The organism is Geobacillus stearothermophilus ATCC 12980 (genome assembly GCF_030369615.1).
Classification (GTDB): Bacteria; Bacillota; Bacilli; order Bacillales; family Anoxybacillaceae; genus Geobacillus; species Geobacillus stearothermophilus.
Map to the genome: position 1 here is coordinate 1,822,570 of NZ_CP128494.1, position 12,974 is coordinate 1,835,543.

The following is a 12,974-nucleotide window of genomic DNA, read 5'->3' on the forward strand; positions in this document are numbered from 1 at the left end:
GTAGCGTTTCGATTTCATGGACATATTCATTCATCTGAAATCAAACATGCCTACTTCAGAAAACAGTGAACAGACTAAATCACTTCTAACGATATTTCATGTAGCATATCGAGATCTTGCGTCTGGCAAGATGGGAGGAGCTCACCGTAGACACTTATATTTACTTTCCGCTGTGGAAAAGCCTCAACATGAATTGATTCAATTCTCGCCATATAACGCCCGTTATTTTGAATAAGGTTAAACATAAACTCGCTATAGAAAGCAGGAATATACACGTTCATAATAAAATACATACTTATCCCCATCGTGTAATAAGTTTCCAATATGATATCGCTGCCGAGTACATTCATTTTGCCAAATTAACCAAAGCACAAAAGGGCGCATCGCTTATTTCACCTCCATATACCAATTTACGAGCCATTCTTTTCGATACAATAATAATTTTAATACCGATTCTTTGTAAATTTTACTCATGACATTTTCTGAAACACCATCTAAAACAGTTGTGACTTGTTGCTCATTTATTTGACTGATACGATCAATTTCCTTCTTCATTTCTATTATCACAAACAATAATGGTCATGCAAAAACCCGAAGTCCCTTTTCGAACTTCGGGTTCTCCTTTCACACTTCCTCGCAATATTCGTCAAACAGCGCCTGCAGCTTTTGCACGACGGCGACCGGTTCGTGCCCTTCGATGTCGTGGCGGTGGAGCATGGCACACAGTTTTCCGTCTTTTAACAACGCGAACGACGGCGAGGACGGCGGCTCGCCGACAAAATACTCGCGCGCGCGGGCCGTTGCTTCTTTGTCTTGGCCGGCAAAGACGGTCACCAAATGGTCCGGGCGCTTGTCGTAGTGAACGGCATGGGCCGCTGCGGGACGGGCGATGCCGCCGGCGCAGCCGCATACGGAGTTGATGAGGACAAGCGTGGTGCCCGGACGGCGGAATGCCGCATCGACGTCTTCCGGCGTGCGCAGCTCTTCAAATCCGGCTTCGACCGCTTCACGCCGCGCTTGTTCGACGATGTCGTGATAGAGCGGAAATTGAAATTGGAACATCTCAACACCTCCTTCGGTTTGCCTTTATCATATCATACTTCGCCGCCGAGGCTCCGTTCGTATGCTTCAATCAGCTCGCGGACGGCGGCGGTGACCGGCTTGGCGCCGGAAATGACACTGTTCTCGAGCATCGGAAGCTTCTCTTTCACGATCGGGTCAGCGAAAAAGCGCGTTTCGATATATTCTTTGATCATGGCGTGCATCCAGTCTTTTTGCTGCTGGCGGCGGCGCCGTGCTCATACAAAAACGCGTAGTCTTGCGGCGGGATGACGCCGCCGACAAAAACGAGAATGTCGCCGCGGCCGAGTTTTTCAAGCTCCGCCACAAGCTGCGGCACGAGCGTTTTATGTCCGCCGGCGAGCGAGCTGATGCCGACAGCGTGCACGTCGTTTTCGACCGCCTGGCGCGCCGTTTCTTCCGGCGTTTGAAAGAGCGGGCCGATGTCGACGTCAAACCCTAGATCGGCAAACGCTGTGGCGACGACTTTCGCCCCGCGGTCATGCCCATCCTGCCCCATTTTCGCAATCAAGATGCGCGGACGCCGCCCTTCCAGTTCGGCGAACTGCTCCACCCGCCGCTTCACCCGTTCGAGCTGGGTTTCGTTTTTGTATTCCGAGCTGTACACGCCGCTGATCGAGCGGATGGCGGCGCGATGGCGACTCGCCACTTTTTCGATCGCGTACGAAATTTCCCCGAGCGTCGCCCGGACGCGCGCCGCTTGGACGGCAAGCTCAAGCAAGTTCCCTTCGCCCGTTTCCGCCGCTTTTGTAATGGCGGCAAGCGCCGCTTCGACCTGCTCGCTATCGCGCGTCGCCTTGAGCTCGTTCAGCCGCTCGATTTGCCGCTTTCGCACGGCGGTGTTGTCGACTTCCAAAATGTCGATCGGTTCTTCTTTGTCCGGGCGGTATTTGTTCACGCCGATGATCGTTTCCGCTCCTGAATCGATGCGCGCTTGGCGGCGGGCCGCCGCTTCTTCGATGCGCATTTTCGGGATGCCCGTTTCAATGGCTTTCGCCATCCCGCCCAAGCTTTCAATTTCTTCGATATGCACCCACGCCCGCTTCATCAACTCGTTCGTCAACGTCTCGACGTAATACGAACCGGCCCATGGATCGATCGTCCGGCAAATGCCCGTTTCTTCCTGCAAGTACAGCTGCGTATTGCGGGCGATGCGCCGTGAAAACTCATCAGCGAGTCCGACATCTTTGCGACATCGCTCATTCCGATCCCCCTTTGCCTTCCAGACATAAGAAACCGCTTTCTTTTCAAGCCGCACCTTTCCCTCTCGAACCCGTCTGCTCAGAACGAAACGCTGATGACGCTTCGTGTGGGAAAAAACGGTTTCTATGTTTATTGTAGTACATCGGCCGCGTTTGGACAATGAACAAAAAGGCAAACAACTTGCTGATGCCACCATTTCACCATGAAATGGAAAACAAAGCGGTCAAAAAAACATGAACGATCTCGAAATGGCTCGATGACTTGGCGAAACAACACCATCTCAACGATTCACAAATCCTCCAAGAAGCCCTGAAAAAACATGAAAGGAAGAGGGCGTTGTTGCATGCTCTCTTGGACGATGCTCCCTCGTCCCCCTCCAAATCGCCACTTAGCGAAAATCTCAACTGCCATTTATTCATTGGAAAATGTTTCGCAAATCGATCACGAAATCCTTCAATACATGAACCAAAACAGCGTCATCCCGGTTGTACACTCCATGAAGTTCCAATCTTCCTGTTTTTCCGCGCAAATACACTTCCACCACTTGATTCGCCGGGTCAACGATCCAATATTCCTTCACCCCGGCCCGCTCGTACGCGATCCGTTTGTCCATCCGGTCGATTTTGGCCGTAGCGGGGGACAAGATCTCGACGACCAAATCCGGAGCCCCGACAATGCGGTTTTTTTGAATTTTGTTTTTGTCGCAGATGACGACAAGATCGGGGCATACCCAGTTTCGGACGTTTTCATCCATCCATCCCTTTCGATGATCTTCGAAAAGATACACATCGATCGGGGCGGCCAACACGCGGCAATCCTTCCCACGAAGATGCATCCCGAATTCAATGGAAAGTTGGAGCGAAACGGATTGATGTTCCGGTGTCGGCGACGGCGCCATGCTGATGATGTTCCCATCCAACACCTCGCACCGTTTTCCTTCCGGCCATGTCGCATACTCTTTGTAGGTCATAGGGGCCTGTTCCTTTTCCGGTGAACCCATATCCTCCACCTTCCTCCTAATTTTATATTGATTATACACCATCCATTCCTGTATCTTGAACGATGTTTATTCCTCTTCCCGAACGAGCGGCAGGCGGACGAATACAGTCATCCCGCGTCCAAGGTCGCTGTCGAACCAAATCGCGCCGTCATGAAGAGAGACGATTTGTTTGACGATGGCAAGCCCCAAGCCGGTGCCGCCTTCTTTGCGAGTGCGGGCGCGATCGACGCGGAAAAAGCGCTGGCCGAGAAACGGGAGCTGGTCTTTTGGAATGCCTTTGCCCGTATCTTGGACGACAAGCTCGCCTTCCGCTTCCGAAAAGCGGGAAAGCCGCACCGTCACCACACCGCCTTCTGGGGTGTAGCGGATGGCGTTGTCAAGCAAGTTGCGCACGACTTGTTCGAGCCGGTCGGCGTCGCCGTTGACGATGATGTCATAGTCCAACTCGAACGCCAGCTCGATCCGCTTTTGCGCGGCGATCGGTTCGTACGTGGCGATGACATCTTCGATCACTTGGGCGAACGCCACCGGCGCGCGCTCGAGCGGCACGCTTTGCCCTTCAAGGCGCGCCAGGTCAAGAAGATCGCGCACCAGCCGCTCCATCCGCTCCGTTTCGCGGTGGATGAGGCGAAGGTACGCCTTTTCTTCTTCCTTCGTTTTCGCGAGGCCAGCAAGGAGTGCTTCGCTGTATCCTTTCATATAGCTGAGCGGCGTGCGCAGCTCATGCGAGACGTTCGCTAAGAACTCGCGTTTCCGCTCGTCTTCTTTAGCAATGGCGTCCGCCATTTGGTTGAACGCCTCCGCCAGGCGGCCGATTTCATCATCGCTCCGCACGGGGATGTCCGCTTCGTAGCGTCCTTCCGCCATGCGTTCTGCCGCTTGTTCCATCGCCTGCAGCGGCTCGGTCATCTGCCGCACCATCCGTCGGCCGACAACCAAAAGCGCGGCGACGAATATGGCGGCCAACGGCCAAAACGCGGCGGCCGCCCGCTTCGTTGCTTCCTGAACGTCGGCTAACGGCAAATACAAGTAAATCGCTCCTTCAAGCCGCTTGCCGTCCAAAAGCGGAACGACGACCGCCATCACGCGGCGGCCGAACCGCTTTTCGTATCCCGTTTTGACAACAGGCTTCCCGGTTAACAATGTTTCCCGGTCGCGGCCGCTGACTAACGCGTCATAGTGGACCGGAAACGGAAAGCAGGCGCTCAGTTCGCGCGGGTTGTCAATCAACAAGATCGTGGCCGTTGATTTTTCGTCATACCATTCGATTTGACGGCGATATGCCTCCGTCACCGCCCCGCCGCGATAGTCGCGGGCGAGGCTCGTCCCTTCCGCGATCAACGTTCGCTCAACTTCTTTCATGTACACCGTCCGGTAAAAATAATTGAGAAGACCAAAAGAAAACGCCAGCGTCACCACGACCGCGGCGCCGATCGACAGCCATAGTTTTTGTCCTAACCGAAGCCGTTTCATGTTCATCCCTCAAACTTGTAGCCGATGCCCCAGACGGTTTGGATATGGCGAGCGGCGTCTTTCAGCTTCATGCGCAGCGTTTTCACATGCGTATCGACCGTGCGAGCGTTTCCTGTATAATCATATCCCCACACTTTGACGAGCAAGTCGTCGCGGCTGAACACCTGACCGCGGTGTTTTGCCAAAAACAGCAGCAGCTTAAACTCCTTCAACGTCAGCTTCACCGCCTCGCCGCCAACGGTCACGGTTCGTCCTTTTTCGTCGATGGCAAGGTCGCCAAATTGCAGCCGGCCGTCATTCTCGCGGACGCGCTGCACCCGGCGCAGCACCGCCTCAAGGCGGGCGATGAGCTCTCCCGGGCTGAACGGTTTGACGATGTAATCGTCGCCTCCCAGCTTCAATCCTTTCACTTTGTCCCATTCTTCGCCAAGCGCGGTCAAAAACAAAATCGGCACGTCCGACTGCTCGCGGATGCGGGCGCAGACGGCGAATCCGTCCTGTTTTGGCATCATGACGTCCAACAGCACGGCATCAACCGGATGTTGCGAAAGCAGCGCCAGCGCCTCCTCCCCATCTCCCGCTTCCAAGCAGCGAAAGCCGGCGTTTTCTAAATACATGCTGACCAACAGACGCATTTCTTCTTCATCATCCACGATTAAAATGGTTCGTTCGCACATGTTCGTCCCTCCCGAATGAATAGTTGCAGCGGGCCGTCTCCCGTCTTCCAACGGGCGAGCAGACGCAACGTCGCCTCATCGACCACGATAATTTCATCGCTGTCATAGCTCGCGATATACAAACGACCGAACGCCGCTTCCATCGCAAATGGATTGGCGCCGACAGACGCCGAAGCGAGTTTCTTTCCATCTAGGGAAAATTGGTAAACTGTGTTGGAGCCATGGCTTAGCACAAACACGCCGCGGCCTGTTTCGACGAAATCGACCGGCATGACCGGAGCGGCGATCGTCCGGAGCAAGCGGCCGTCTTGCAGTGAGTAGACATGAATGTTCGTTTCCACACGGCTTCCGCTGCCGTGCCCGCCGACCCACAGCTCCTCTTGTCGCTCGCGCACCACTCCGCCCAAGGCGAACTTCGGCACGGCGAACGAACGGATGACGCGGCGGCGGTCCACATCGATGATCCACGTCCGTTCGTCTTGAAAATCGATCACATACAACCTCGTTCCAGCGCGATTGACCAGCAGCGTCATCGGGGAGCGTCCGACCGAAAGGCGGGCGATCTCTTTCCCGTCCCGGCTCACAACGCGCACCGCGTGATGGGTGCTGTCGCCAAAAAACCACGTGCGGCCATCCGGAGATGGAGCAGCGCTCACAATGCCGCTTCCTATTTTCCATTCGCCAAGCAGCTTCCCGGTCGCGAGATCGTACCGATAGACCCCGTCAAGATCCCGCCCGTACAAAAAAAGCGTCCGGCCGTCTGGGCTCAACACCCCGCCTTGAAACGGCTGATCAATGTTCCAGCGGGCGATTTTGCCGCCATTTTTCGCGTTCAAAAAGGTGACCGTTTCCGCTTTGACATCGAGACTGATGACGACCGACAGCGAATCAGCGATCGGAGGAAACGATGTCTTCGCGCAGCCGCTTAGCATAAAGAACAAACACAACAGCATCCATACGCTCTCTCGTTTCATCTCGAGTTTCTCCTTCACCTATTCGTTTCTGCCCCCATTATACCTCACATTTGTGAGAGAAGTTTGAAATCGCGCCATGCAAAAACCCCACCGCCAACCGATGGCGATGGGGGAATCGTTAATAAATCGGCGTGTTGTCTTTGTTCATGTTTTCCAAAATCGCTTTGACGCGGGCGAGGAAGCGGCCGCAAATGAGGCCGTCCAAGACGCGATGGTCAAGCGACAAGCATAAGTTGACCATGTCGCGGATGGCGATCATGCCGTTTTTCACGACCGGGCGTTTGACGATCGTTTCCACTTGCAAAATGGCCGCTTGCGGGTAGTTGATAATGCCCATCGACTGCACCGAGCCGAACGCGCCGGTGTTGTTGACGGTGAACGTGCCGCTCTGCATGTCTTCCGGGCGCAGTTTGCCGGCGCGCGTTTTCGCCGCCAGTTCAGCGATTTCACGGGCGATGCCTTTGATCGTTTTTTCATCGGCGTGCTTGATGACGGGCACGAACAAGACGTCATCCGTCGCGACGGCGATCGAGATGTTGATGTCTTTGCGTTGAATGATCTTATCGCCCGCCCACGTCGAGTTCAGCTGCGGGAATTCTTTCAGCGCTTGGGCGACCGCCTTGACGAAGAAGGCGAAATACGTCAAATTGAAGCCTTCACGCCGCCTGAACTCGTCTTTGATGGCATCGCGGTAGGCGACAAGATCGGTGACGTCGACTTCGACCATCATCCAAGCGTGCGGCGCTTCGTGTTTGCTGCGGAGCATGTTCTCGGCGATCGCTCTGCGCACCGGGGTGACCGGAATTTCGATGTCGCCCGCTCCGGCTTCGACGTTCGGGGCCGCTGGTTTGATCGGCGCTGCCTGCGGCGCGGTTGGCGCGGCCGCGGCAGACGGTTGAACGGTTGCGGCGGCTGTGGCCGGTTGTTCCGTTCTCGATTCCGCTTTTGGCGCCGCTTGTTCCGCCGCCGGTGCCGCTCCCGCTTTCGGAATTTGTCCAGACTCAATGAGCTTCAGCAAATCTTTGCGCGTCACCCGCCCGCCAAGGCCGGTGCCTTCGACTTGTTCGAGGTCAATGCCGTGTTCCTGAGCCAAGCGGAGCACGGCCGGCGAATAGCGGCCGTTGTTTGCCCGGCCGGCCTTTTTCGGAGCGGCTGGCTTGGCGTTGTCTTCTGCTTTCGGCGCTTCATCCGCCGGCTTCGCTTCCGAAGCCGGTGCAGCGCCTTCGACTTCGATCGTGCAAATCGGCGCGCCGACTGGGAGCGTCTCCCCTTCTTTGGCGATCAGCTCGCGGATGACGCCGGCAAACGACGACGGAATTTCCGCGCTCACTTTATCGGTGATGACTTCAGCGATCGGGTCGTATTTGTTCACTTTGTCGCCCGGGGAAACGAGCCATTTGCTGATCGTGCCTTCCGTGACGCTTTCCCCGAGCTGAGGCATCGTCAATTGTTCGATGGCCACATCGATACCCTCCTATCTTGGCTGCAATGTCTTCGCCGCGGCGCCCCGGCCGCCTGCGGTTCGCCTCAAAACTTGAGAAGCTCCGCTGCGGACCGGGGTTCTCCGCTCCTCCACTGCTCCTACAATGAACCTCCCCCACTTATCGAAGTGGGGGTTTCCTGTTTCCCCTTCGGAGGTGGATGCATGATAGGCTGGTTGGCAGCCTATCTGCAGGCAACACCTGGCACCCGTCCCGTTGGGAGCCACAGGCAACATGAGTATCCATGATACTCAAGGGCGGGAACTCGCCATCTACGACTTCATACCTAAGCAATCCGTCGATACGTAAACGGTTTGACCGTAAATTCCAATGGGCGGATTTCACCATAATATACTTTGGCAAATAAATTCATTGCCCCATGGATATCACGGTGTCGTTTGTACCCGCATTGACATGTATAATTTCTAGAAGAAGATTTATTTTTCTTCCCGCAAACAGGGCATGTTTGCGAGGTATAACTTTCATCTTTTTTCTCGATTTGAATTCCTTCGGCATTCAATTTGTATTTGAGATAATCAAATAATTTTCCAAACGACCAATTGGATAATTTCTGATTGGTCTTTTTGTTTCGTTTCTTTTTCGTATTCCGTTGGATTCCTTCGATATCTCCAATGACGACTTCTTTCACTTGGTTTTCCAAACACCAACGAACAAATTGTCTCGTGGTTTTGTGCAGTGCATCCTTTAGTTGTGCCTCTGATTTCGAAAGTACATATTGTTTCGCCCGATTGTACTTTTTCCATTGTTTGGAGCCTTTTTTGCATCTGCTCATGAGTTTTTGCAGTTCTTTTAATTTCTTGTTTCTCAACCGATGAATGCTTCTTATTTTTCTTCCCGTGATAATGAGGCTTTCCCCATTTTCACAAATGGCTGCGATGGTGTGAATTTCCCCTGGGTCAATAGCAACACGGTTTTTACATGGATTTTCTTTTGGTTTTTTCCCATCTTCATACGATAAACAAAGCCACAAACCACGGTCATAGACCAACTCGATTTCTTTGACTTTTCCGTTTGGAAGTTTCTCTTTGTCGATTTTCACCACCAAAGGAGATTGTCGTTTTCGATTCCAAATTCCTAGCGACAGTTCCAACGTTCCGTCTTCATGCAAAACAAACCCATCTTTTGCCCATTTCGTGTTGAAATGTTTTTTCTTTTTGTATGGATATTTGATTTTTTCTCCTTTTTTCCGTGCTTCTTTTGCCCCATCACGGGCAAAGATATATTTATGCACAACCGCCTGGATGCTTTGGCTGTGGATAGAAAAACGACCTTTTGTTGCTTTTTGCAGTTCCGTTTTGGTTATCCATTTTCCTGTTTCCAAATGATGTTCTTTTGCCAAACGAAGGCATTCGTTCCAAACTTCTGCGGAGATACGATTGCATTCAAATAGTTTTTGGATAACTTCTTTCTTTGCCTGAAAACGGGTTTTCAGCGTTCGATACATGGTTTCACCTCCTATGTTTATTGTATTCTATTGCCATCCAAAGAAGAAAGAGAAAAACAGAAAAACCGAACGCCATTCATCCCCCACCTGTAGAGGTGGGGGACTTCTGGCTGATTTATGTTAAAACGCCGCGAGTTCACGCATCGCTTTTTCGACTTTTTCCGGGTTGACCATAAAGAACTTCTCCATCGTCGGCGCATACGGCATGGCCGGAACGTCTGGACCGGCAAGGCGCATAATCGGCGCGTCGAGATCAAACAAACAATGCTCCGCGATAATGGCGGCGACTTCGCTCATGACGCTGCCTTCTTTATTGTCTTCCGTAATAAGCAGCACTTTCCCCGTTTTGCTCGCCGCTTCGATGATCGCTTCTTTGTCAAGCGGGTAGACGGTGCGCAAATCGAGCAGATGGACGGAAATGCCGTCTTGTGCGACGCGTTCGGCCGCCTGCAAGGCAAAATGGACGCACAGCCCGTACGTGATGACCGTGATGTCCTCTCCTTCACGCTTGACATCAGCTTTGCCGATCGGCAATACGTAGTCGTCTTCCGGCACCTCTCCTTTAATGAGGCGGTAGGCGCGTTTATGCTCGAAAAAGAGCACCGGATCTTCATCGCGAATCGCCGCTTTCAATAATCCTTTTACATCATACGGCGTCGACGGCATGACGATTTTCAGCCCCGGCTGGTTGGCGAAAATCGCTTCCACCGATTGAGAATGGTACAGAGCACCGTGAACACCGCCGCCGTATGGAGCGCGGATGACGATCGGGCAGTTCCAGTCGTTGTTCGAGCGGTAGCGAATGCGCGCCGCCTCCGAAATGATTTGGTTGACCGCCGGCATGATGAAGTCGGCAAACTGAATTTCCGCGATCGGGCGCAGACCGTACATCGCCGCGCCGATGCCGACGCCGACGATCGCCGATTCGGCAAGCGGCGTATCAATCACGCGCTCTTCGCCAAACTGCTCGTACAATCCTTGTGTCGCTTTGAACACTCCGCCTTTTCGGCCGACGTCTTCTCCTAACACAAACACGCGCGGGTCGCGCTCCATCTCTTCGCGAATTGCCATCGTGACCGCATCAATATAGGAAATAACAGGCATCGTCAAATCCCCTCCCTTACTCCTCGGCATACACGTAGCGAAGCGCGTGCTCCGGCTCGGCATACGGCGCCTTCTCAGCGTAGTCAGTCGCTTCGTTCACTTCCTTCATGACGCGCGCTTGAATTTCTTCATCCCGTTCATCGGTCAAAACGCCCGTTTCTTTCAAATAGTTGGCAAATGTGATGATCGGGTCTTTGGCGCGCGCCTCGGCGAGCTCTTCTTCCGTCCGGTAGACGCGATGGTCGTCATCCGACGAGTGCGACGTCAGCCGATACGTCACCGCTTCAATCAACGTTGGCCCTTCGCCGCGGCGGGCGCGGTCGGCCGCTTCCTTGACGACGCGGTATACTTCAAGCGGATCGGTGCCGTCGACCGTATAGCCCGGCATGCCGTAACCGACAGCGCGGTCGGACACTTTTTCGCACGCGAGTTGTTTCGAAATCGGCACGGAAATGGCGTACTGGTTGTTTTCGCACATGAAGATGACCGGAAGCTTGTGAACACCGGCGAAGTTTGCCCCTTCATGGAAGTCGCCTTGGTTCGACGACCCTTCGCCAAAGGTGACAAAAGCGACAAAATCTTTCTTTTCCATTTTCGCCGCTAACGCAAAGCCGACCGCATGCGGCACTTGCGTCGTCACGGGCGAGGAGCCGGTGACGATCCGGTTTTTCTTTTGCCCGAAATGGCCAGGCATTTGCCGGCCTCCGGAGTTCGGGTCTTCCGCCTTGGCGAACGCCGCCAGCATCAATTCTCTCGCCGTCATTCCAAATGTCAGCACAACCCCCATATCGCGGTAGTACGGCAGTACATAGTCCTTCGTCCGATCGAGGGCGAACGCCGCGCCGACTTGCGCCGCTTCCTGCCCTTGGCACGAGATGACGAACGGAATTTTTCCGGCGCGGTTTAACAGCCACATCCGCTCATCGAGCTTGCGGGCGAGAAGCATTGTTTCATACATTTCCAACACCGTGTCATCGCTTAATCCGAGCGCTTGATGACGGTTTTGCGCCATCACAACAACCTCCCTTAGATTCACATAGTCAACCAATGATCACGCGCCAAGCTCATGCCGCCACGAACTAAAAATGAATCGCTTTGCCATCGACCGCCAGCGCCGCTTCCGCCATGGCCTCTGACAGCGTCGGATGCGGGTGGATCGCATGGGCCACTTCCCACGGAGCTGCATCAAGCACGCGGGCGAGCCCGGCTTCGGAAATCAAATCGGTCACGTGCGGCCCGACCATATGGACGCCAAGCAGATCGTCCGTGTTCCGGTCGGCGATGAGTTTCACAAACCCTTCCGCCTCACCGAACACAAGCGCCTTGCCAATGGCTTTAAACAGAAATTTGCCGATTTTGACATCATAGCCTTTCGCTTTCGCCTCTTGTTCGGTTAAGCCGACCGCCGCCGCTTCTGGACGGGTGTAAATGCAGCGGGGCACCATCGAATAGTCAATCGGCGCTGGATTGCGCCCGGCCAAATGCTCAATGGCGACAATCCCTTCATGGGCAGCGACATGGGCCAGCTGCAGGCCGCCGATGACATCACCGATTGCGTAAATGTGCGATTCTTTCGTTTGGCCGAACTCGTTTGTTTGAATATATCCCTTCTCCACAACAATTTCGGTGTTTTCAAGACCAATTCCTTCAATGTTCGCCTGACGCCCGATGGAAACGAGCATCTTGTCGGCCGCAAACGTTTTCCGCTCGCCTTGATGCTCCGCTTGGATCGTGACGCCGTTTCCTTTCTCGAGCGTTTCCGCGAGCACCCGCGCTCCTGTGACGATGTTGACGCCGCGGCGGAGGAGCAGTTTTTCCATTTCTTTTGAGACATCTTCATCTTCTGTCGGCAAAATGCGATCGGCATACTCAAGCACGGTGACCTCCACACCGAAATCGTTGAGCATCGACGCCCATTCCATGCCGATGACGCCGCCCCCGACGATCAAGATAGACGACGGAAGCACCTCCATTTGCAGCGCCTCATCCGATGTCATCACGAATTCGCCGTCCGGCTCAAGCCCCGGTAGCGTACGCGGCCGCGAACCAGTGGCAATGACGACGAATTTCGGGACAAGCATTTCGTTTTCGCTGCCGTCGTTCATCTCAACCGACACCGTCCCCGGCAGCGGGGAAAAGATCGACGGGCCGAGCAGGCGGCCGATGCCGGCGTACACATCGATCTTCCCTTTTTTCATCAAATGCTGCACACCTTTATGGAGCTGGTCGACAATCGTCGCTTTGCGCGCCTGCACTTTCGCGAAATCAAGGCGCACATCACCGACGATGACGCCAAACGCCTCGCTATTTTTCGTTTGCGCGTACACTTCCGCACTGCGGAGCAGCGCTTTGGACGGAATGCAGCCGGCGTGCAGGCACGTGCCGCCGAGCTTCCCTTTTTCGACAACCGCCGTTTTCAAGCCGAGCTGCGAGGCGCGAATAGCGGCCACATAGCCACCCGTGCCGCCGCCGAGAATGACGACATCGTATTCTTTTGCCATCTTGTCTTCCCCTTTC

At 54.2% G+C, this 12,974-nt stretch carries 11 protein-coding genes and 1 pseudogene; all 12 read right to left on the reverse strand.

Annotation, left to right across the window (positions count from 1 at the left end):
* Positions 1–624: 624 nt before the first annotated feature.
* Positions 625–1,062, reverse strand: coding sequence for a BrxA/BrxB family bacilliredoxin (locus QSJ10_RS09885; RefSeq protein WP_020756259.1), 438 nt, complete (start codon positions 1,060–1,062; stop codon positions 625–627).
* 32 nt (positions 1,063–1,094) lie between these two features.
* On the reverse strand, positions 1,095–1,256 hold the full coding sequence (locus tag QSJ10_RS09890; RefSeq protein WP_230581371.1) for a hypothetical protein: 162 nt from the start codon (positions 1,254–1,256) through the stop codon (positions 1,095–1,097).
* A gap of 26 nt (positions 1,257–1,282) precedes the next feature.
* A pseudogene (locus QSJ10_RS09895) lies at positions 1,283–2,251 on the reverse strand (methylmalonyl-CoA mutase family protein); the annotation flags it as partial.
* 447 nt (positions 2,252–2,698) lie between these two features.
* Complete coding sequence (locus tag QSJ10_RS09900) at positions 2,699–3,283, reverse strand: Uma2 family endonuclease (RefSeq protein ID WP_011231854.1); 585 nt, start codon at positions 3,281–3,283, stop codon at positions 2,699–2,701.
* Between the two features lie 66 nt (positions 3,284–3,349).
* The gene (locus QSJ10_RS09905; protein ID WP_053532718.1) at positions 3,350–4,756 is read right to left on the reverse strand and encodes a sensor histidine kinase; all 1,407 of its coding nucleotides are present in this window, start codon (positions 4,754–4,756) and stop codon (positions 3,350–3,352) included.
* Positions 4,757–4,758: 2 nt separating this feature from the next.
* On the reverse strand, positions 4,759–5,433 hold the full coding sequence (locus tag QSJ10_RS09910; protein ID WP_053532719.1) for a response regulator transcription factor: 675 nt from the start codon (positions 5,431–5,433) through the stop codon (positions 4,759–4,761).
* A complete protein-coding gene (locus tag QSJ10_RS09915) occupies positions 5,412–6,407 on the reverse strand; it encodes a YncE family protein (RefSeq protein WP_053532720.1) in 996 nt (331 codons plus the stop codon). Before QSJ10_RS09915 ends, QSJ10_RS09910 begins: the two co-directional genes overlap by 22 nt.
* A gap of 118 nt (positions 6,408–6,525) precedes the next feature.
* Entirely contained in the window at positions 6,526–7,869 is a 1,344-nt protein-coding gene (locus tag QSJ10_RS09920; RefSeq protein WP_053532721.1) for a dihydrolipoamide acetyltransferase family protein, read from the reverse strand.
* 305 nt (positions 7,870–8,174) lie between these two features.
* Positions 8,175–9,353 carry an RNA-guided endonuclease InsQ/TnpB family protein gene (locus QSJ10_RS09925; RefSeq protein ID WP_033016453.1) on the reverse strand — a complete coding sequence of 393 codons (1,179 nt, stop codon included), beginning with the start codon at positions 9,351–9,353 and terminating at the stop codon, positions 8,175–8,177.
* 120 nt (positions 9,354–9,473) lie between these two features.
* A complete protein-coding gene (locus QSJ10_RS09930; RefSeq protein ID WP_021322378.1) occupies positions 9,474–10,457 on the reverse strand; it encodes an alpha-ketoacid dehydrogenase subunit beta in 984 nt (327 codons plus the stop codon).
* 16 nt (positions 10,458–10,473) lie between these two features.
* Positions 10,474–11,469, reverse strand: a complete 996-nt coding sequence (locus tag QSJ10_RS09935) for a thiamine pyrophosphate-dependent dehydrogenase E1 component subunit alpha (protein WP_033016452.1) — start codon at positions 11,467–11,469, stop codon at positions 10,474–10,476.
* Between the two features lie 67 nt (positions 11,470–11,536).
* Positions 11,537–12,958: a dihydrolipoyl dehydrogenase gene (gene lpdA / locus QSJ10_RS09940; protein ID WP_033016492.1), complete on the reverse strand. Its 1,422-nt coding sequence runs from the start codon at positions 12,956–12,958 to the stop codon at positions 11,537–11,539.
* Positions 12,959–12,974 lie beyond the last annotated feature (16 nt).